The sequence below is a fragment of the Bacteroidota bacterium genome, assembly GCA_016714535.1.
In the GTDB taxonomy this organism is placed as follows: domain Bacteria; phylum Bacteroidota; class Bacteroidia; order AKYH767-A; family OLB10; genus JADKFV01.
Genome location: JADKDR010000002.1, coordinates 521,639 through 543,132, shown reverse-complemented (window position 1 = coordinate 543,132; position 21,494 = coordinate 521,639). Strand labels below are relative to the sequence as shown.

Annotated in this window: 19 protein-coding genes; 17 read left to right on the top strand and 2 right to left on the bottom strand. The window is 36.6% G+C overall.

Annotation, left to right across the window (positions count from 1 at the left end; genetic code table 11):
* The first annotated feature begins 108 nt into the window (after positions 1-108).
* The 15 genes from IPO27_05315 (at position 109) to IPO27_05245 (ending at position 14,704) form a co-directional block, all read left to right on the top strand.
* On the top strand, positions 109-330 hold the full coding sequence (locus IPO27_05315) for a transposase (GenBank protein ID MBK8846012.1): 222 nt from the start codon (positions 109-111) through the stop codon (positions 328-330).
* 246 nt (positions 331-576) lie between these two features.
* On the top strand, positions 577-861 hold the full coding sequence (locus IPO27_05310) for a hypothetical protein (protein ID MBK8846011.1): 285 nt from the start codon (positions 577-579) through the stop codon (positions 859-861).
* A gap of 300 nt (positions 862-1,161) precedes the next feature.
* Positions 1,162-1,689 carry a hypothetical protein gene (locus IPO27_05305; GenBank protein MBK8846010.1) on the top strand — a complete coding sequence of 176 codons (528 nt, stop codon included), beginning with the start codon at positions 1,162-1,164 and terminating at the stop codon, positions 1,687-1,689.
* 201 nt (positions 1,690-1,890) lie between these two features.
* Positions 1,891-4,143, top strand: a complete 2,253-nt coding sequence (locus IPO27_05300) for a tail fiber domain-containing protein (protein ID MBK8846009.1) — start codon at positions 1,891-1,893, stop codon at positions 4,141-4,143.
* A gap of 29 nt (positions 4,144-4,172) precedes the next feature.
* Complete coding sequence (locus tag IPO27_05295; GenBank protein ID MBK8846008.1) at positions 4,173-5,639, top strand: hypothetical protein; 1,467 nt, start codon at positions 4,173-4,175, stop codon at positions 5,637-5,639.
* Positions 5,640-5,661: 22 nt separating this feature from the next.
* Positions 5,662-5,985: a hypothetical protein gene (locus IPO27_05290; GenBank protein ID MBK8846007.1), complete on the top strand. Its 324-nt coding sequence runs from the start codon at positions 5,662-5,664 to the stop codon at positions 5,983-5,985.
* Between the two features lie 54 nt (positions 5,986-6,039).
* The gene (locus tag IPO27_05285) at positions 6,040-6,900 is read left to right on the top strand and encodes a T9SS type A sorting domain-containing protein (protein MBK8846006.1); all 861 of its coding nucleotides are present in this window, start codon (positions 6,040-6,042) and stop codon (positions 6,898-6,900) included.
* A gap of 144 nt (positions 6,901-7,044) precedes the next feature.
* Complete coding sequence (locus tag IPO27_05280) at positions 7,045-10,107, top strand: hypothetical protein (GenBank protein ID MBK8846005.1); 3,063 nt, start codon at positions 7,045-7,047, stop codon at positions 10,105-10,107.
* 438 nt (positions 10,108-10,545) lie between these two features.
* Positions 10,546-10,704 carry a hypothetical protein gene (locus tag IPO27_05275; protein ID MBK8846004.1) on the top strand — a complete coding sequence of 53 codons (159 nt, stop codon included), beginning with the start codon at positions 10,546-10,548 and terminating at the stop codon, positions 10,702-10,704.
* 44 nt (positions 10,705-10,748) lie between these two features.
* Complete coding sequence (locus tag IPO27_05270) at positions 10,749-11,087, top strand: hypothetical protein (GenBank protein ID MBK8846003.1); 339 nt, start codon at positions 10,749-10,751, stop codon at positions 11,085-11,087.
* Positions 11,056-11,673 carry a hypothetical protein gene (locus IPO27_05265; protein ID MBK8846002.1) on the top strand — a complete coding sequence of 206 codons (618 nt, stop codon included), beginning with the start codon at positions 11,056-11,058 and terminating at the stop codon, positions 11,671-11,673. The genes IPO27_05270 and IPO27_05265 overlap by 32 nt, the downstream gene beginning before the upstream one ends.
* A 33-nt stretch (positions 11,674-11,706) precedes the next feature.
* Positions 11,707-12,450 carry a hypothetical protein gene (locus IPO27_05260; GenBank protein MBK8846001.1) on the top strand — a complete coding sequence of 248 codons (744 nt, stop codon included), beginning with the start codon at positions 11,707-11,709 and terminating at the stop codon, positions 12,448-12,450.
* Positions 12,447-12,812 carry a hypothetical protein gene (locus tag IPO27_05255; GenBank protein MBK8846000.1) on the top strand — a complete coding sequence of 122 codons (366 nt, stop codon included), beginning with the start codon at positions 12,447-12,449 and terminating at the stop codon, positions 12,810-12,812. Before IPO27_05260 ends, IPO27_05255 begins: the two co-directional genes overlap by 4 nt.
* Positions 12,813-12,859: 47 nt before the next feature.
* Positions 12,860-13,402, top strand: coding sequence for a T9SS type A sorting domain-containing protein (locus IPO27_05250; GenBank protein MBK8845999.1), 543 nt, complete (start codon positions 12,860-12,862; stop codon positions 13,400-13,402).
* Positions 13,403-13,777: 375 nt separating this feature from the next.
* The gene (locus IPO27_05245) at positions 13,778-14,704 is read left to right on the top strand and encodes a cation diffusion facilitator family transporter (protein MBK8845998.1); all 927 of its coding nucleotides are present in this window, start codon (positions 13,778-13,780) and stop codon (positions 14,702-14,704) included.
* 191 nt (positions 14,705-14,895) lie between these two features.
* Here IPO27_05245 and IPO27_05240 read toward each other — a convergent pair whose 3' ends face one another.
* Positions 14,896-16,908 (bottom strand): T9SS type A sorting domain-containing protein, encoded by a 2,013-nt coding sequence (locus tag IPO27_05240; GenBank protein MBK8845997.1) that lies wholly within the window; start codon positions 16,906-16,908, stop codon positions 14,896-14,898.
* A gap of 301 nt (positions 16,909-17,209) precedes the next feature.
* Here IPO27_05240 and IPO27_05235 point away from each other — a divergent pair, with 301 nt between their 5' ends.
* Entirely contained in the window at positions 17,210-18,856 is a 1,647-nt protein-coding gene (locus IPO27_05235) for a T9SS type A sorting domain-containing protein (protein ID MBK8845996.1), read from the top strand.
* A 947-nt stretch (positions 18,857-19,803) separates the two neighbouring features.
* Positions 19,804-20,160 carry a dihydroneopterin aldolase gene (gene folB, locus IPO27_05230; protein ID MBK8845995.1) on the top strand — a complete coding sequence of 119 codons (357 nt, stop codon included), beginning with the start codon at positions 19,804-19,806 and terminating at the stop codon, positions 20,158-20,160.
* A 2-nt stretch (positions 20,161-20,162) separates the two neighbouring features.
* Here the strand turns inward: folB and IPO27_05225 are convergent, their stop codons facing one another.
* Entirely contained in the window at positions 20,163-21,491 is a 1,329-nt protein-coding gene (locus IPO27_05225) for a DEAD/DEAH box helicase (GenBank protein MBK8845994.1), read from the bottom strand.
* Between the last annotated feature and the right edge of the window lie 3 nt (positions 21,492-21,494).

The following is a 21,494-nucleotide window of genomic DNA, read 5'->3' as shown; positions in this document are numbered from 1 at the left end:
TTGCCTGCGCTCACCCGTAGCCCTAAAGGGCGCCTCCACGCAGGTTTCGTTACAACGGACTGGCTCCCTTTAGGGATTCAGGGTGCGCGGAGGGCTTAACTTAATGACATTGGGGTAAATGACCAACGTTTTATTAAAAGTAAATTTCAATGGCAATCAGGATATGGTGCTTTTTCATTTTCTAAAAGCCAAAGAGACATTGTAATCAAATACATTATGAATCAGGAAGAACATCATAGGGCAAAAACTTTTAAGAAGGAATATTTAAAAATGTTAAATGATTTTGATGTTGCTTATGAAGACAAATACTTGTTTGAGTTTTACGACTGAAAAAAGTATCGCCCCGATGGGGCTCCGGCCAAGATTTGTTTCCTGTTACCAAAGTAACAGCCCTCTGGGCTTTATGGAAAATAATTGGAGTACCTCAAAGAAAAATAGTACAATTAAATTTTCCATTGAAATAATTTTGTTATTTCTTTCAATGTTTACTTGCAACTGAACCTGTGAATACTCGAAGCAAAATAAATACAATGCGAAATAAATTTCCCCACCAAAAAAATTGATTTCAAACTTACTATGGAGGCCAAACGAAATTTGTATTTAATATTTAAAGAAGCCGTAAATAATCTTGCCAAATATTCGGGCGCTACACATGCAAAATTAATTTTGAATTTCGATAATGCACACATCCACATGAAAATAGAAGACAACGGTGGAGGCTTCAACATCAACGAATTAAAGCATCGCGGAGGCTTGACCAATATGCAACACCGGGCCGAAGAGATGAATGGCGCATTGAAAATTGAAAGTGTGATAGGACAGGGGACTACTGTAGCGATGGAGTTGCAAATAAATAGTTAATGTGAAATTGAACCGTTCAATTGGTTGTTTGCAAAGGATACATTGCAGTTGCTTTTAAGAAACTGATTTTAAAAAATACAAAGTCATTGCATTTGCTGTGCAGTTGACCAAAGTCTAACTGCAGTGTTTGCTTCGCACAATCTTTTCCAACCTCCCCTACTTTGAACTTTCCAAACTTTCAAAACCTCCCCAACTCAAACAAGGGTATTCCCCCCACATGTTTATGGGGGTTCTTTATTCATTTGTTCACTTTATGTTTGCTGCCGATAAAACAAAATATTAATCTTAAAAATAAACAAAATGCCAACAAAAAAGTCAAAATCAGACACGCTTAATCTTTCAAACAGCGGTATTATTATGGGAAGTAGAGTTGATACTTTTACGCTCACGCCACTTAACTTTTACATAAAAGATAAAGGAGGCTTAGCAGCTATGTATCCGCTGTTTTGGGATAGAATGTTTATTGACTTTGACAGCCGATCTAAGCTTTACATTCACATTGAAAAAAATTTGAAAGGCAACAAAGTGCAATTAAGTCTGTTGCTTAACTCATTTTATCCTGGTAATAATCCACCAAAACCAATTGGATTAATAGATGTGAATTTTAACGACTTTGACTTTCCCAAAAAAAACACAGGTAAAATTCCTGTGCCATTACAATCGACTCCGGGTTTCACCGAATACTATGTACAAAGTTCGGATGTGTGTAACAGAGATGGGACTGCTGTGGAATTAACCTTTACTGATTTTGTTGATCTTATGTTAGTGCAAGTGAAAGTAGAAATTTTTACACCTCGGGCTCTCGCCTTCTTGCCTCGAAATAAATAGAAATAAAATTAATCTTGGGCTAATCGTTTCTCCATTTTTTGGAGGAACGATTAACCCCATTTGTTGAAATGTTGATTTCAGTTCCACGCATTTGGGCAGTAGGAAATTTTTTGATGTACGATACAGTTCCATTTTAAAATCAAAATAAATATTATTCATTTGAAGAAATATTTATCAATTAATTCATTAATAAAAATCATTATGAAAAAAATCCTTATCTCAATTTGCTTGCTGATTTGTGTTTTAACGGGAAACGCTCAAAACACATTTCCTGCTAATGGAAGTGCAGGTATTGGTACCAATGCTCCTGCTGCATCAAGCTTGTTAGAAATAAAATCAACTACAAAGGGAATGCTGATTCCGCGTATGACATCTTCACAACGCAATGCCATAGCATCACCTGCAACAGGATTATTAATTTATCAAACCAACAGCACACCCGGATTTTATTATTACACAGGCACAGCATGGACAGCATTAAAAACTACTGCCGGTTGGGGCTTAAAAGGAAATGCAGGTACTAACACAGGTGTTAATTTTATTGGAACTACTGATACGGCAAGCTTTATTTTGAAAACCAATAATCAATTAGCGGGTATATTGTCTTCAAATACTACGGCAAATACAAGCTATGGTTATCAGGCATTGATGAGCAACGCAAATTATAACAACACAGCTGTTGGATACAATACTTTGAAATTAAATACAACAGCGGGTTACAACACAGCAGTAGGAACTTATAGTATGTTAAATAACACTGTTGGTTATCAAAACACTGCCGTTGGAAGTAACTCATTACAAAGCAACCAAAGCGGAAATTATAATGCTGCTTTTGGATATGGGGCGCTGTTAAATAATACTACAGGTAGCTCGAATGTGGCTGTTGGTAATACAGCATTATTGCAAAATAAAACCGGTAATACAAATATAGCAATTGGTAGTGATGCATTGAATGCAAATACAACAGGAAGTTCTAATATTGGAGTTGGTTCACTTGCGCTATTTTCAAATACATCAGGCTTTAATAATATTTCTGTTGGGAAAAGTGCCTTGCAGTATAATACAACAGGTCAATACAATATTGCCATTGGCAACTCTGCATTACGAATTAATAATACTGATGAAAATACTGCAATAGGGTTTGCAGCATTATCAGAAAACACTTCCGGCACCCAAAATACTGCTACCGGTGCTTATGCACTAACACAAAATGATGCAGGATATGCCAATGCAGCTTATGGGTATGGTTCTCTTTTATTTAATACCAGCGGATACAGTAATTCTGCATTTGGATTCAAATCGTTATATAGCAATGAAACAGGAAGAGATAACACGGCCTGCGGTTACCAGGCCTTATTAAATTCTAACGGACCAAATGCTGATGGGAATTCTGCCTTTGGTTCCCATGCGCTTCGTTCAAATACTACAGGGAGTGGAAATTGTGCTATGGGCTATGGATGCATGTCTTCCAATACAACAGGTTTACATAATGTAGCTGTAGGTTATGGTGCATTTGAATACAATACATCCGGCAGTGCAAACGTTGCAGTAGGCCAGCGCGCTCTAAATTGGAATACCACCGGACAAAGGAATACTGCCGTTGGAGAAGGAGCAAACACAACAACATTTATTGGCACCTTTAATAATATTACCGCTATTGGCAACGAAGCAATCGTAGATGCTTCCAACAAAATACGCTTAGGCGACAATTCTGTGAGCAGTATTGGCGGGCAGGTTGGCTGGACCAATTTTTCGGATGGCAGAATTAAAAAAGAGATTAAAGAAAATGTCCCCGGTCTAATATTTATAAATGATTTACGTCCTGTTACCTATCATTTCGATTTGAATAAAGAAAATGAATTGACAGGCATTAGTGACAATAGTTCGTATCCTGAAAAATATGATATCGAAAAAATCGCCTTCACAGGATTTATTGCACAGGAAGTGGAAGCATCGGCAAAAAAAATAAATTACGATTTCAGTGGTGTTGACAAAAGCGGAAAAATTATGGGTCTTCGGTATGCAGAATTTGTGGTGCCGGTAGTTAAGTCAATACAGGAATTATCCCAACAGAATGAGGATTTAAAAAAAGAAAATCAGGAAATAAAAAAAGAAAACCGTGAAATAAAAGCTGCAATTATTGATATGCAAAATCAATTGGATTTAATGGCCAGTAATCAAAAAAACGCTCTTCAAAATAGTGCGGAAATAGATATGGTCATTTCTCCTAATCCTGCCCATTATGTTGCAAATATTTCAATCACCTCATCGGATAAAAGCAAAACATATACACTAAAGATTTTTGATGCAGTTGGAAGGCAAATTAATGCTTACCAAGTTATCGGCAACACTGTTTTTGAGTTAAACACATCAACATTAAATCCAGGAACTTTTTTAGTTCAATTATTTAACAAAACTGAAATGATTCTATCGCAAAAGCTGGTTATTGAATAAATTAATATAAAAATAAAAACTAAATAAAAATGAAAAAATATTTCTCAGGCATTTTAATAATTATGCTTTTTGTACAAATAAGCGTTTATGCTCAAAACACATTTCCTGCAAATGGTAGTGCAGGTATTGGAACCAATGCTCCTGCTGCATCAAGCTTGTTAGAAATAAAATCAACTTCAAAGGGAATGCTGATTCCGCGTATGACATCTACACAACGCAATGCCATAGCATCACCTGCAACAGGTTTATTGATTTATCAAACTACTAACACTCCCGGATTTTATTATTATTCAGGCACAGCATGGACAGCATTAAAAACTACTGCCGGTTGGGGCTTAAAAGGAAATGCAGGTACTAACTCAGGTGTTAATTTTATTGGAACTACTGATACGGCAAGCTTTATTTTGAAAACCAATAATCAATTAGCGGGTATATTGTCTTCAAATACTACGGCAAATACAAGCTATGGCTATCAGGCATTGATGAGCAACGCAAATTATAACAACACAGCTGTTGGATACAATACTTTGAAATTAAATACAACAGCGGGTTACAACACAGCAGTAGGAACTTATAGTATGTTAAATAACACTGTTGGTTATCAAAACACTGCTGTAGGAAGTAACTCATTGCAAAGCAATCAGAATGGTAATTTTAATTCTGCATTTGGTTATGGGGCTTTACTTAATAGTACAACTGGAGTTTCAAATACTGCTGTGGGTAATAATGCATTATTTAATAATACCACAGGAAACTATAACACCGGGCTTGGAACTAACTCACTTTATTCAAATTCTATTGGCGAAAGCAATATTGCAATTGGAAGTAGCTCACTTTATTCAAACACAAGTGGCTCAAGCAATATTGCATTAGGAATAAATGCAATGGGTTTTAATAGTACGGGCAACTGGAATATAGCTATGGGACAGGCAGCCTTACAAGGTAATACTACGGCAGATTACAATATTGGTATCGGTTACTATGCTTTAGCAACAAACAGTATTGGCACAAGTAACACAGCAATAGGCAATCAGGCATTGCGCTATAATACAGCAAATGACAATACCGCTTTGGGCAGTGATGCATTGTATAGCAATACTACAGGTGCAGGAAATACAGCGGTAGGCAAATATGCTTTAAATGCGAATACTACAGCCAACGAAAATACGGCAACAGGATTTTATAGCCTTTATAATAATACAACAGGATACTCTAATTCAGCAACTGGCAGTTATGCATTACAATCCAATACCACCGGCTTTAACAATACAGCTAATGGTAGCAGTGCCCTTTATGGCAATACTACAGGAATTAATAATTCAGCATTCGGCACCGGGGCATTGTCTTCGAATGCAACCGGAGGATATAATTCTGCTATGGGCTATCTATCCTTATATTCCAACTCAACTGGGTTTTCAAATGTGGCTTGGAACTTTTGCGCTCCGTATAATACCAGGTCAAAACACAATTGCGGGCATATTCATTACAAAACATAGTATTGGAATACAGCTGGGCCTTTTGCTACAATCTAGGACCACTGGTAATACACGCTATTGGAATGGATGTTTGATTTTTAATACCGTTGGCACTTACAATACAGCTTTAGGAAAGGATGCGCTATACTCCAATACGATTGGTAACACAAATACTGCTGGGGGATATGCTGCATTATTTTCAAATACTAATGGAGGTGGGAATGTTGCAAACGGCATTAATGCTCTTTACCTCAATACAAGTGGTAGTCGCAATAGTGCTTTTGGGTCTTATACCTTGGACATTAATATTGATGGAAGTTATAACACTGCACTTGGCAATGTATTTAAATACTACGACTGGAAATAGTAATACCTGTGTAGGTTATAATGCTATCTTAACAAACAGAAGTTACAATTTTAGGTGACTGGCGTGCCAGCTAATGGATCATCTTCATTCGGACACTCTGCTCTTTCTAATGCCGACAATAAAATTGTAATAGGCGCAAGCGGTATTGCTACAATGGTCATAGGCGGTTACAAGCCCTGGAGCAATTTAAGTGATGGTCGTTTTAAAGAAGATGTAAAAGAAAATGTACCCGGTTTGGAATTTATAAATGCGTTGCGTCCGGTAACTTATGTTGTTGATGTGGATAAATTGAATCATCACATTACATCACAAATGCCAGATAGCATTGCAAGTCATTATTATCCCGATGCAAATGCAATTGCAGCAGCCAAGAAAAATATTCAAACAGGTTTTATTGCACAAGAAGTAGAAGCTACTGCAAAGGAAATCGGCTATCAGTTTGATGGAGTAAATGCTCCCACAAACCCAACAGATAATTACAGCATTGCTTATTCACAGTTTGTACCAAGCCTTGTAAAAGCTGTTCAGGAAGTTGACAAAGAAAACTCCGAACTAAAAAACAAAGTTTCATCACTTGAAAAAACAATTCAGCAAATGCAACAATGCTTGAATGTGCTTTGTGATAAAAATGATAACGAGAACAAAAGCTATATTGAAAATAACTCATTACAAATTCAAATAGCACCAAACCCAACAAATGGAGAAGCGCAAATAACCATTTCAGGAAATGAGAAATTGCAAAACCTTACAATCAAAATAATTGATGGTGCAGGAAAATTAGTGCGCTCGTTTTATGCTTCAAACAATTCATCAACTTTTACATTTGATGCGCAATTATTAAGCAAAGGAACTTACATAGTGCAACTGCTTAATGACAATGAGATATTGAAAACAGAAAAACTGATAGTACAATAATTTGACTATAACTTAATCATCAAAAGAGGTTATTAAAAAAATACACCAACCATACGCAGTACTCATTTAAAAATAAACTATTTTTCAAAAAAATTATTTGACAATGCAACAGTGAGTAAATCAAAATGTAAAATATTATTACTGATGCAAGAAAGCAAGAAGGCCGTTTTTTCCTTCTTGCTTTTTTTACTTATTAATTATTGTAGTATTGGACAAACCATTTTCGACAATGATATTGCTCCCACACAAATAAATTATAAAAGCTATACCGACCTTGATGGACTATCGTCAAATGGTATTTGTGTTTTGTATCAAGACACTGCCGGCTTTTTATGGGTGGGTACTAGCAATGGTTTAAATAGATTTGACGGTACCACCTTTAAAAAATATTTTGCCCGCATCCCAAACTTCGAAAACTCGCTTATTGATAATTATATTATTTCAATTACACAATACCGGCACTACTTACTAATTGGTAGCCTGCAAGGCATTTCGGTTTTAAATTTAAAAACAGAGAAGTTTGAAAATAATTATTTGTTTGATAATTTTAGGATTCCGAATTTAAAGGCAAATATGGGCTTTTATAAAGTGGAAAACTACTTTGCTTTAATTACCGATTTTACTTTTTCTTTATACAATAGTGACTTAAAGCTGCTACACACAATTGATTACACATACCTGAAGAAGACCAATAACAGATTTTATTTTGGCACTAAAAATTTGCGAATTTTAAACAACAAGAAGTTGCAAATTCAAGCTAACGGGGGCTATCAATATTTAGATTTAGCAAATTATTCATTAAGCAATATAGATTTAATACCGGGCACTGACCAGGAGGCGTACAAATACCAGCAAACTACCAACCAATCCTTTTGTAGAGATAGCCTTGTATTTAAAACAATATGGCAGAGTAACTTATCATTTAGCGATAATGAAAATAAAATATTATATCAAATAATTATTAATGACACTTGTAAGTATTGTGGAGATAATTCACAAATAAATGAATTAATAAAGGTTGGCAAGCAAAGCATACTGTCAGCAACAGGCAGTGGCATGCTGTTTTATAATTTTAAAACCGGCAGTAAAAAATTGTATTTAATTGCTAAAGAAAATAACGCTGAATTAAATCAGTGTAGTAGCATTTTGCGCGATAGCGAAAATAATATTTGGATTGGAACACATCGCGGTTTATTTAAAATTACAAATGGAATAAATAAATTTCAAGCTGATACGAAAAATCAAATAGTGGCAAACAATATTCGCATCAAAAAAATATTGGCAAACACCGAAAATGAAAAAATTATTTTCGCAGAGAATGGCTCCACTATTTTATTTATTGCAAGTAACAATCAACTATCCGGCAAATACCAAACGCCATTTGAAACCAGCGACATAATCAATGCAATTGAAATAAACTGCAATGAATATTTAATATCAACATGGCATGGTATATTTTCATTTTATAGAAAGGGAAATTATTTTGAGCCATGTAAATACATACCTGATTCTGTAAGTCAACATGTATGTTGGGGGTTATTGAAAGACCAACACAATAATGTATGGATGGGGCTTGGTGGTGGTAAGGGATTGTACCGCTACAATATAATTACAAAGGAGACCAAACATTTTAGCCAATATAATTATGCACCAACTGATGCTCGCTATTTGCCAATTCGCAATGCCATGTCCATAGTAGAAATTGATAAGCACCACATTGCATTTGCCAATAATCAAATTCAAAATAAACTTTGTATATGGGATGCATCAACAGATATAATATCAGAAGTACATGCATCCAATGTTCAGAATAATTTTGAACCATATAGAGGCCCAATATATACCATGATTGCAGGCAGCAGTAGCAACATTTGGCTGGCGACAATTAATGGCATTGTTAGGTACAATCTGCAAAATAATACTTACATACAATATGATAAAGCTGAAGGATTGGAAAATTCAAATACTTCGGCAATTGCTTTTGATAACAGAAATAATTTGTGGGTTGGTACTAATAGCGGTTTATTTATGTTGAACACTATTACAGGTAAATTTAATAACTTTAAAAATGACAACACGGTAAATCAATTACAAATTGATTATGCATTTTATGATTCATTGATGCATCGAATGTATATTAATCACAACAGTGGTTACCTCTTATTCAATCCCGAATCGCTTTACACCAACAATAGAAAATCGAAAACATATTTTGAAGCAATCTATGTAAATCAAAAACCAATTGCAATTAAGCGAGATACACTTTTTGAAAACACGGAAAATAATTTTCAATTCAACTTTGGAGCACTCAATTTATCGGATGGTTCTTACAATAAATTTTACTATCAGCTTAAACCTATTGATACTAAATGGCATGTACTGGAATATCAACGCCAAATTAATTTTTCAAATTTATTACCTGGTGAATATATTTTTAACGTAACAACAAAAAATAATGATGGCGTTTGGGGACTACCAGTAAATTATCATTTTACAATTGAACATGCCTATTATCAAACATGGTGGTTTTATTTATTATGTAGCTTAATGGTGATTGCTGTAGTGTGGCAGTTTATTCGCATTCGATTGCAACAAATAGAAAGGATTTATGCCATACGCAACAAACTAAGCCGCGACCTGCACGATGACATTGGCAGCACACTCAGCAGCATAAATATTTTAAGCCGAACAGCACAAAATAACTTGCAACAAACCGATAATGAAAAAACAAACAACACCCTTGAAAAAATAAATGAACGCAGCCAACGCTTGCTTACAAACATGAACGATATTATTTGGAATATAAAACCAACCAACGATACAATGGAAGAAGTATTGAGCCGCATGCGTGAGTATGCAACCTCCTTACTCGAAGCTAAAAAAATAAATTTTGAAATGGATTTTCCTGCCGAAAAAATAAACTACAAACTTACACTCGAAACGAAATCCAATTTGTATTTAATATTTAAAGAAGCAGTAAATAATCTTGCAAAATATTCGGGCGCAACACAAGCAAAACTAAGTTTGACTTTCGATAATGCACATATCCACATGAAAATAGAAGACAATGGTGCAGGCTTCAACATCAATGAATTAAGACATCGCGGAGGATTGACCAATATGCAACACCGGGCCGAAGAAATGAAGGGCAAATTGAAAATTGAAAGCGTGATAGGGCAGGGGACTGTTGTTGAATTGGTTTTATGATTGTACAAATGTGGATTCATTAATTTATTTTTCTTCGCAAAAAAAGTAGAACACAGATGAAACTGATTTAAAAAGATTTAAAAAATCCGCACTCATCCGTTGTATCAGCGTGAGCAGTGTTCCATCAGGCTAGTATGTTTAGTCTTGCGAAATTTCTCATCCCCAATTCTTAAATTCTAATTCTTAATTTCTCATCCCCAATCCCCAATTCTTATTTTCCAATCCCCAATTTCTCATCCCCAATTCTTAATTTCTCATTCTTAATTTCTCATCCCCAATCCCCAATTTCTCATCCCCAATTCTTAATTTCTAATTTCTAAAAGCAAGGGTATTCCCCCCACATGTTTATGGGGTTTTTTTTACTAAACACCCACTGTAAGTTTGCTGCCGTTAATTAACACAAACAAAAAAATACTAATAATTTAAATTATTAAAAAAATGAAATTAAAAACAATTGCATTAACATGCATCGCAACAGTTGCCACAATGATGGCAACACAAGCACAAACCTGGAATGTAGGCGGCAATGCCGTAGGTGCTGCATCCAAAGTGGGTACTACAACAAATTTCCCCATGCAAATAGCAGTAATTTTGTAACGCTACCGACAGGGTATTTGTTATTAGGCAGTACAAACGCATCTGTGATAAAACAAAGTGGAAACGATCTTGAATTATCAGCATATGAACCAAATTCAGGAACGCCCGGGAATGTAATAATTGCGGATGCTTTTGGTTTATTCAAGGCAGGTAATGTAGGCATAGGCACTGAAGACCCAAGTAGAGCAAAGTTGGTTGTTGAAGGCAATGTTGGAAAAACAACAGCAATTTTTGGACAAGGCTCTACAGGGATTTCCTTGGTTCAGAACTGGCCAGGTATCGGATTCAATTCATACGTTGCATCAAACGTCTGGAAGCCGTTAAGTTCTGGTTTTGGAGGAAATATTTCGGTTGACCCTTCAATCGGGAGTGATGTTCTTTAATACATCTAGTAATGCAACTGGCGCAGACCAAGCTATAGTTGGAACAACGGGATTATTTATCTTTCCCGAGGGTCAAGTGGGTATTAATAGCGTATTTAAATCAGCCTCATTAGATGTTGGTCCTAAGGCTGGATTAACCGCAACTGCAAGTTTCTGGGGCAGCAATACAGGGTTTGCATCTCACTTTTGTCATGTAGGACTTAATGAAAACACATATATCAGAGGAGGAAATACATCGTCCAATGTTATCATAGCTGATTTAAACAATAATGTCGGAATAGGCACAGCAAACCCTGCATATAAATTAGATGTATGCGGCACCATGCGAGCCAAAGAAGTACGTGTAGCAACAGGCTGGTGCGATTATGTTTTTGCTGATGATTATAAACTTCCATCATTAAAATCGGTAGAAGAATTTATAAAAGAAAACAAACACTTGCCTGATGTTACTCCGGGTGCAATTATCGAAAGCGAAGGATTGGAAATAGGAAAAACATCTGCACAGATGATAAAGAAAATTGAAGAGTTGACTTTGTACGTTATTGATTTGCAAAAGCAGGTTAATCAACTAAAGTCTCAAAAGTAAATCATCGTTTTAACAAATTAAACTATAAGTAAAATGAATAAGATAAAATACAAACTGCTCGCTCTTTTGTTACTAGCTGTTTTTTCGGGTTGGAGCAAAGATTTCAGTTTAAAGAAAATTGACACAGAATACAGCAGGTCGCTTGAAAAGTATTTCAACAAATATACTGTTTGTGAAATACCATTGACTGAAATATCAAACTATGTAAATCAATGTAGCGCTAAAATCAATTTCGGTTTGGAATTAAGTGACCGGAAATTTGCACTGCAATTAGAGTTGAACGACATGCGCGGTAAAAGTTTTAAAGCCATAGCAATGACAGACCATGGTCCGGAAGAAATACCTCAGGCAATTGCTAATACGTATAAAGGAATAACTGACGACAAAGCCGGAAACATAGTTCGTCTAACTATTGATGAAAACACATTTGAAGGTTATATCATTCAAAATGGACAGCAGTTTTATTGTGAGCCGCTTAAAAATTTTAACCCGAATGCTCCTGCGAATCTCTTTGTGATTTATGATGCGGCTGATGTAAAACCTAATAACACTTACGGTTGTGCGGCTGATGAAGTAAAACAGGAGAAGCAAAGGTGGGATAATAAAAAGGACGTCTTAAATAAAATGCAAACCGGCAATTGCTACTTTGCAGAAATTGCTACCGAGGCTGATTATGAGTATTACCAGACTTTTGCTAGTGCTGCTGTAACATTGAATCGCATCCGTACTATACTTAACCAGGTTGAAGGTCTTTATATCAGCAGGGGTTTTACATGAAATTTATTATTGTGTACCAACAGATTTGGACCACCGTTAACGACCCATATACCGGAACTACCGTGCAAGATTTAAAATCTGAGTTTACCAACTGGTGGGATAATAACCGCTCAAACATTGACCGTGATGTAACGCACATGTTTTCAAACATTGTACTTATAGGTAATACTATTGGTTATGCCTCTAATGAAGCCGTTTGTAGTAGCGACTACTATAGTGTCGTATTGCACCGTTCGCCATTCAGTTTATGTGTTAACCTTTCAGCCCATGAGTTAGGCCATAATTTTGGCGGTTTTCATGATTTCTCATGCAATGGAGCAATCATGTGTCCAATCGTTCCCTCAGCCTGCTCTGCTGGCTGAATCAAACACTCACTGAAATAGCAACTTACATTGCTGGCACATCGTGCATGGAAGAAACCTATCCATTTAATGCAATAGCAGTGGGAGTCGGATTCCCCTTCAGTTATATTAAAGTGCTTGGCATTAATTCAGTCTATATTAATTCAGCTGTCGGCCCAGTTGAAATAAGCAGCAGTGGTTTAGGTTACTTTGAATCTGGTAATGAGATTGTGATAAGTCCAACCCTAATTAACACAACAGGATTTATTGCACATACAGGTAGTGCAGTTCTGATGCGCATAAGCAACTTATCAAACACATGCGAAACGTTGTCAAAAATAGCAGGAGAAAACAACAATAACTTTGATGATAATGGTTTCAACATTTATCCAAATCCTGCCAACGATTTCATTACCATCAAAATAAATAATGGTGATTCAAAAACAACTTTCAAAATTTACAACAGCACCATGCAGTTGATTAAAACTTTGAATTTTGAAAGCGGAATTGAAAACACAATTTCAACTGCTGATTTACCGCCCGGCATTTATTTTATCGATGCACAATCTGACAACCAACATTGGCGGCAAAAATTTATTATCAACCGTTAGGCAATTTTTAAAAAGAGCGACACAGTTTTGTTGTCGCTCTTTTTTTTTGGATTTTTTTCCTCGCCAGTGGTCCACAACAACCGAAGGTAAATTTTGAATCAGTAAAAGCTGATTTAAATTTTTCTGTCCTTGGTTGGCGTCCTCGTCAAATGCACGTTGTAGACGAAATATTTTATATCCAAAAAAGTGAGGGTTACATTTTTGTTCAGTCCACAATCTAACAAACAGAAATAAATTGGTATTCCACAGCGGTTGGCGGGGACGCCAACCGAGGACAAATCGAGGACAAATCGCTACAAAAAAATCAGACACACACTTAGAAAGTTTTATGCAAGAAATTTATATTTACTTTACTTTTATTCTTTGTAAAATATTATGTCAAAAAAACCACAAAACAAATCATCGCACATCATTCAAAGTTTGGTGGTAAATCTGCTAATAGCCATATCAAAATCCGTTGCTGCGTTTATGACCCACTCTGGTGCAATGCTGGCCGAGGCAATTCATTCGTTTTCCGATTGTGCCAATCAAATACTTTTGCTGGTAGGAGTAAGACAGTCGCAAAAGGCAGCAACAGCAAGGCATCCACTTGGGCAAGGTCGTGCAATATATTTTTGGTCGTTTATGGTAGCCATGCTTTTATTTTCGATAGGAGGTATGTTTTCCATTTACGAAGGCATACACAAATTTAATATGCCCGAACCAATTCAGCATGTATCATGGGGCATAGGAATTTTATTTTTTTCGCTCTTGCTCGAAAGTTATGCCATGTATTCGAACATTGTTGAAATGAATGTAATACGTGGCAAGTTAAGTTTTATGAAATACCTGCGCGCCACTAAGGATAGTGATCTGGTAGTAGTGTTTGGCGAAAACTCTGCTGCTGTTTTTGGTTTAATAGTGGCGCTTGTTGCCATGCTTGCTTCATATTACACAGGCGATAGCCGTTACGATGCTGCGGGCTCATTTTGTATTGGTGTGATATTAATTTGTGTAGCCATTTTTTTATCGGTCGAGGTGAAATCTTTACTCATAGGTGAAAGTGCAAGTGACGAAATATTACAATCGGTAAATGATATTTTACAAAAACATGCCGAAGTAATAAAACTAATAAACTGCATTACTATACAACAAGGGCCGGGCGAAGTAATGATGTGTATGAAAATAAAATGTGCACATAATTTTACAGCACTCGAGTTAAGCAAACTAATAAACAAACTTGAACACGAAATAAGAAGTGGCAGCCCCGAAGTGAAATGGTTATACGTAGAACCCGATGCGCAGGAATGGAAAGAGAAGTAATTTTATTTTGAAAGCGGTCACTATCAATTTTTATTTCTATTAAATTCTACTCACGGATTGCATCCCCGCCCACCAAGGATGAAAGACTAAAGATGGTTAGCGCTAACGCCATCAAGAGAAAAAAAGTACAGCCATTGCTGACTGTACTTATTAAAAAAATGTGAAATAAAATGTCGAAATATTTTTTCGTATTAATTGTTTTTGTTCACTATAAGTTTTTTCATTTCGGTAAAATTATTTCCCGAAACAATTACTTGATACAAGCCATTTGTAAATTCATTTACAGGAAGTTCGATAAGGTTTTCTCCTTCTATTGCAACGGTATTATTTGCATACACTACTTTACCCAAATTGTCAATCACACTTATAGCTATATCAATATTTTCATTTGTAAGTATATTCAGGTGTGCTTCGTTACTCGCAGGATTCGGCATCATATCAACTTTTACAATTGCTTCGTTCGATGGCTCTTGAAGGCGAATATCATCATCATTAGCTAAGAATGGAGTAGCCTTATATTCCACTATTAATTTATAGCAAGCTGTGCTAACCAAGTTGGCTCCTATATTTACATTTACAAGAAAATATTCGCCCGATGCGCCAGCCAAATTTACAACATCGTTTGTAGTACCGGAGTTTGTAGATGATGCCAAAAAAGTACCACTGGCCAGGTTTGCTTGCAGGTCATAATCTTGTTGCAAGTTCGAAAGTGTAATGCGTATATAAGGTTTGCTGGCATCGCTTTTTACAATATACCAATCGTACATATCGGTTGCCGATAATTTGGCATAATAATTTTTTCCGCTATTGATTGGGCAAGGGGTGTGGTAGGTATCATTAAACTCAAATGGGTCGCCATTGCATGCAGAGTTCGATGCGGTAGTAAAAGTTTTTATTGCAGAATAAGCACTGTTGCCATTTGCATAAATTGCACGAAGGCGGTAATCGTATTTTGTGGCGACTGTTAAACCACTAATGCGATAATTAATTTGTGCTGCCGTTTTTGTAGTCCATGCAGTAGTGCCATTCTTACGATATTGCACTTCGAAACTTGCAGCACCGGCAACTGTATTCCACCAAATGCTCGCACTATTTTCGTTTACACCACGAGCTAAAATTCCAGCGGGTACGCTAAACGCATTTGCATTTGGTGCCACACAACCGTTAGATGTTTGTATGGCAACACGTGTAGTATTTAATGCTGAGGTGGCGCGTGTTTTTTGCCCGGTGGTAAACATGATTTTTGTTTGGTCGTTTACATAATCCATATGGTTCATGTACATATCGCCATTAGGGCCATTGCTACACGTAACATGTGGAAAGGTAGGATCGCCATAATTTGCATCCCATGCATTTGGTGTATCGCCCACTTGATCGCTACCTGTACATGCACCACCATCATCGCCCCAAATATGGCGGAGGTTTAGCCAATGCCCTACTTCGTGCGTGAGCACTTTACCTAGTGTATATGGGTAACCTACCGTGCCTGTTGTACCCAAACATTCGTTCCACGAAACAATGCCATCATCGGCAGCGGGGCCTCCCGGAAACGTGGCATAAGCCAACACATTGCCCGATAGAGCACCTACCACCCATACGTTTAAATAGTTGTCTCTATTCCATGCATCATCACCACCTTGTGCCGACCGTTTAATGGCCGCATCGCCTGTTGTCCATGTTGTTTTTGTTGTTGATTTACGAATAATTCCTTTCGAAGGTGCGCCACCCGGTGTGCGATTTGCCAGGCAAAATTTTATATTCATGTTTGTGTATTTACTCTTGAATACCGAAGGAATATAAACCGAATCCCAATTGGCTCTATTGAAATCGCGATTCCATTGGTCTATTTGCGATTGTATTTGTTGGTCCGAAATATTCTCGTAAGTTGAATTATACAAAACGTGAAACACAACAGGTATGGTAATTACAGCTTGCTTTTGATTTTCGTTTTCGTTGGTCAAGCGGCTAAGACGTTCTGTTTCTTTTTCTAACTTTTGTTGCTCCTTCATCATGTCGGGGTTTTGCGACATTTGTTGCAGCATATATTCATGGCTATAACAATAATGCGCGTTTTGTACTTTTTGTATTTCTACTTTTTGTACTTTGTCTGCATTGGAAGGCGATACATTTAAGTTCCGCAATTGTGCAAACGATGTGCCTATCATCCCGATAAGCATCATCAATAAACCGATTCCTTTCATCATCTGTTTTTGTATTTAAAATTTTATTATTTGTGAGCGTTAATTTTGTAGTGCGAAGAAACGGTAAATTAATTTAGTTGAAATACTCAATTTGATGTATTTTGAGTAGGTATATTTGCGTAGTTAACAAAGAATTTATTTTTATTCCATAGCGTTTGGCGGGGACACCAACCGAGGATAAAAAGATATGAGTTTTCGGCCTGCTTTCCTTACAATATTAAATGGAAAGAATTTTATCTTACGAAATAATATTTATTCAATAGATATTGCTATCTTTCCAACAATATTATTTAAAATGAAAAAGATGAAAACTAAAACTTGTTTGCTTATTTGTTTTTGTTTTATTATGTACATAAATTCCTTTGCACAAACATTTATCAGTGGCTTTATTTCAACAAATACAACTTGGAGTGTTGCTGGAAATCCTTATATTGTAAATGGTAATGCGCTGTTAACTCACGGCAATACTCTAACAATAGAACCGGGTGTAATAGTTAAATTTGAAACCGACAAGGCACTGCAAATTGATGGTGAACTTATTGCAATTGGAACCTTTGAAGACCAGATTACTTTTACTTCTAATCAGGCAAACCCACAAAAAGGTGATTGGGCCAAAATACATTTTGCTGATACATGCATCGATGCTGTTTTTGACTTTATGGGCAAATACCAATCAGGTAGTATTATGAAATATTGTAACGTGCTTTATGCAGGGGGAATAGGTTATGGTGCAATTCATATTGAACGTTCTGCGCCATACTTTACTTATTGTAAAATAGTTTCAAGCAATACATCAGGAATTTATTCTTGGGAATCCAATTATACAATTGATTCAAGTTTGATCAAAGGTTGCAACGATTATGGGATAAACTGCAGATACCCACCTTTTTTTCCAAAAATAACAATCCAAACCGATACCTTTGAATTGAATAATGGAGCAATTTATTTTAGTGAAAATGGGTTGTTTCCTAGACAAATAAATAACAATGTATTTACAAATAATTATGGACCAAATGATGTGATTCGAAGTTTGAGCAATCGAAATGAAATTTTTAACAATTTATTTTTGGCAAACGATTTGACAAATTCTACTACAAGTTCATTAATTTTTTGCGGTGGTTTTGTAACATGTTATTGTAATAAATTTGTAAACAATCAATTGACTTATGGCGCATGTTTATTTGGTGCCATTAGCGGTGAAGTCCATCACAATTTATTTGAAGCCAATTTAGGTGCTGTGCTTAGTTTAACACCAACTGGTCATGATTTATATATCTATCAAAATACTTTTATAAGTAACATTAGTTTATCTAGTAATATTTGTTATTTTACACCGCCCATGGGTTTACCGCCTTCGAAATGGCATATTACTTATAATCATTTTGCAAATAATATTGCACCAAATACTATCTTCTTTGACGGAGGTGGGTTTTTAAACCCTTCATTTTTGTATATGAAACATAATAATTTTTTAAATCCTGGAAATATTGAAATTTATAACAATGTACAATATGGCAACCAGAATTTTTATCTTGACAGCAACTATTGGGGCAGCACCAATCCGCAGCATTGCGACTCTGTAATTTATGATTATTTTGATTTTGCCAATCAGTCAGTTGTTTACTATTTGCCAATGTTAAGTGCTGCAGTTGTGGTTGATACAATGTGTTCGAGTATTCCTAATTCAATAGCTGATTTAAATTTAAGTACAGGTAAATTTTTGTTATTTCCCAATCCCGCAAATGACTTAATCAATCTAATTATTCCAATCGTAAATTCGCAAGTTGAATTAAAAATTTATTCCACAACTATGCAATTAGTAAAAACAATCAATGCAAATAGTGGAGGCGAAACTACCATTTCGGTAAGCGATTTACCTCCCGGCATTTATTTTATTGATGCACAAGCCGACAACCAACATTGGCGGCAAAAATTTATCATCAATCGTTAAGCTTTCGCAAATAAGGTTTTACTTTTCTGTCCTCGGTTGGCGTCCCCGCCAACCGCATGTTGTAGACGAAATATTTTATCTCCCCAAAAAAGAGGGTTACATTTTTTGTTCAGTCCACAATCTAACAAAGAGAAATAAATGGCTATTCCACAGCGGTTGGCGGGGACGCCAACCGAGGACAAGTCTTTGGTGATAGTGAAGTAAAAATAAATTTATTCGTCACCATGAAAACAAAAAGTATTGAGCATTTTAGTGCGCTACATTTTTCTGTCCTCGGTTGGCGTCCCCGCCAACCGCATGTTGTAGTCGAAATATTTTATCTCCAAAAAAAGAGGGCAACATTTTTTGTTCTGTCCACTATCTTACAAATAGAAATAAGATGTTATTCCACAGCGGTTGGCGGGGACGCCAACCGAGTAAAAGTTGAGAGTTCGTTTTAATGATGCTTCAAAAAACAAACAAGCTATAGTGGACAAATTCACCAGCAAAATGCTGTGCTTTATCTAACAGTTGGACATGGCAGGGACACCAACCCAGGGCTATAAATTTTCAAATACCTATGGTTTGCACAGATACCAATAGAAGGCACAATTGAAAGCGTTTGAAATTATTGTTTTTTGTTGAATGACTTTATGTTTTCATTTTTCATAAAAATTATTTACCGCACAATTTTGAAATTATATAATTTTTTTTTGCTCATCAGTTGTACAATATAAATCCCTTTCGGCAAAAATTTATTATCAACCGTTAGTAGTAACTGCTAATAAGCAAATTCGGCAAAAGAAAACAAATAGTCAAATCTAAAACCGGTTCAAAATTAAACAGACGGGGCAGCGCTATAGCGCTGCCCTTATTTTTTTAACCGCACTCAACTTCTTTAGATGCTTTATTTTTTGGAAGCAATTAGTTTCCTTTGCCCATGCATACTTGATGACAAATAACCGCCAATGACATTATACATAAACAATATACGTTGCTACGCATACCATGGCTGCCTGCCCGAAGAAAATATAATTGGACAATGGTACCGAACAGATATTGAATTGCAGCTTAATAACGCAGCATCGCTTCAATCGGACAAACTGGAAGATACGGTAGACTACACCCTGATACATGATGTGGTGCGGAAAGAAATGAAACAACCTGCCAAACTGATTGAGCATGTTGCCTGGCGCATTGGCACAGCCTTACAAAATACATTGCAACATGTATCGTATCTCAAAGTTATGGTAACCAAATTTAACCCTCCGGTAAATGGAATGATTGGTGATGTGTGTGTGGCGGTGGAACTAAAAGCCAATTGATTTTACTTTTTCCTTTTGCTGCTTGATTTACTTGCAGACTTTGTTGTTTTAGCTGGCTTTGCAGCCTTTGCAGTTTTTACAGCTTTCGGATTTTTCTTTACATGAAACGCGCCCTTAAATTCGGGGTTCTCTTTTTTCTTTTGAAAATCAATTTCACGCAGCATGGCTTGTCGTTCTGCATAAGCGGTATCCTCAATAAATACTTCGGGCGGAATGGAAATCAAGGGTAGTTGTTGCTTAATCAATTTTTCAATTTTCCGAAAGTGATACTCATCGGCCATGGTAACCAATGTAATGGCTTTACCGCTGTTAGTGGCCCTGCCTGTGCGGCCAATGCGATGCACATAATCCTCATGCACCAATGGCACATCAAAATTTACAACATGCGATACTAAGGTTACATCTATACCACGCGAAGCCACATCGGTAGTTACCAGAAAGCGCACCGGCTTATCAGTAAATTTTTGCATGGCATGCATGCGCGATTGTTGCGCTTTGTTGCCATGCACTACCACACATGCAGCATTGCCATAAGTGCGTGCTATAAAAGCGGCAATAGCGGTTGCCCTCACTTTCGATTTGCAAAAAATAATAACCTTATTAAATTCTATTTCGTTTGCAAACAAGTGCCTAAGTAAATTGATTTTTGTTTTAAGGTTAGGCACAAGGTAAGCAGTTTGTGAAACGGTGGCTGCCGTGCGCTCTTCGGGGTTTACATGCACCATGTTTGGGAAAGTAATAAAATCGCCCATTATCTTTTGTACCAACGGACTCATGGTAGCGCTAAACAATAAATGTTGCCGCTTGCGTGGCAGCACTTCCAGTAAGGCATGTAGCTGCGACATGAAACTCTTGTCCATCAATCGCTCGGCCTCGTCCATCACAAAATGATGCACATTTTTTAATACCAGGTCGCCACGACTATACAACTCAAGAATGCGTCCCGGTGTACCGGTAACTATATCGGTTCCCTTTTGCAATTGGGCAATTTGTTGTTTGGGGCCTATGGCACCAAACAGCGATACGATTCGCAAATCGGTATACTTAGCTAATTGCAAAAAATTTTTCTCGAGTTGCAATGCAAGTTCGCGGGTAGGTAAAATTATTAATACCCGTGGGTGATCGCCTTGCGCGTAGTTCAACAAACGTATGAGTGGAATAAGAAAGGCCGCTGTTTTTCCGGTGCCTGTGGGTGCTATTCCTACTACCTCTTGTCCTCCCATTATGAGCGGTACGCACCTGCGTTGTATTTCGGTTGGCTCTTTAAAACCTAAATCGTTGATAGCATTTAATAACTGCTTGTTCAATTTAACCTCACCCCAATTATTCATGCT

Bases quoted from the DNA above. Each gene is read 5' to 3' on its own strand.
- IPO27_05310 (MBK8846011.1), top strand. From the start codon at position 577: ATGGAGGCCAAACGAAATTTGTATTTAATATTTAAAGAAGCCGTAAAT.
- IPO27_05305 (MBK8846010.1), top strand. From the start codon at position 1,162: ATGCCAACAAAAAAGTCAAAATCAGACACGCTTAATCTTTCAAACAGC.
- IPO27_05300 (MBK8846009.1), top strand. From the start codon at position 1,891: ATGAAAAAAATCCTTATCTCAATTTGCTTGCTGATTTGTGTTTTAACG.
- IPO27_05295 (MBK8846008.1), top strand. From the start codon at position 4,173: ATGAAAAAATATTTCTCAGGCATTTTAATAATTATGCTTTTTGTACAA.
- IPO27_05280 (MBK8846005.1), top strand. From the start codon at position 7,045: ATGCAAGAAAGCAAGAAGGCCGTTTTTTCCTTCTTGCTTTTTTTACTT.
- IPO27_05275 (MBK8846004.1), top strand. From the start codon at position 10,546: ATGAAATTAAAAACAATTGCATTAACATGCATCGCAACAGTTGCCACA.
- IPO27_05260 (MBK8846001.1), top strand. From the start codon at position 11,707: ATGAATAAGATAAAATACAAACTGCTCGCTCTTTTGTTACTAGCTGTT.
- IPO27_05255 (MBK8846000.1), top strand. From the start codon at position 12,447: ATGAAATTTATTATTGTGTACCAACAGATTTGGACCACCGTTAACGAC.
- IPO27_05250 (MBK8845999.1), top strand. From the start codon at position 12,860: ATGGAAGAAACCTATCCATTTAATGCAATAGCAGTGGGAGTCGGATTC.
- IPO27_05245 (MBK8845998.1), top strand. From the start codon at position 13,778: ATGTCAAAAAAACCACAAAACAAATCATCGCACATCATTCAAAGTTTG.
- IPO27_05240 (MBK8845997.1), bottom strand. From the start codon at position 16,908: ATGATGAAAGGAATCGGTTTATTGATGATGCTTATCGGGATGATAGGC.
- IPO27_05235 (MBK8845996.1), top strand. From the start codon at position 17,210: ATGAAAACTAAAACTTGTTTGCTTATTTGTTTTTGTTTTATTATGTAC.
- folB (MBK8845995.1), top strand. From the start codon at position 19,804: ATGACATTATACATAAACAATATACGTTGCTACGCATACCATGGCTGC.
- IPO27_05225 (MBK8845994.1), bottom strand. From the start codon at position 21,491: ATGAATAATTGGGGTGAGGTTAAATTGAACAAGCAGTTATTAAATGCT.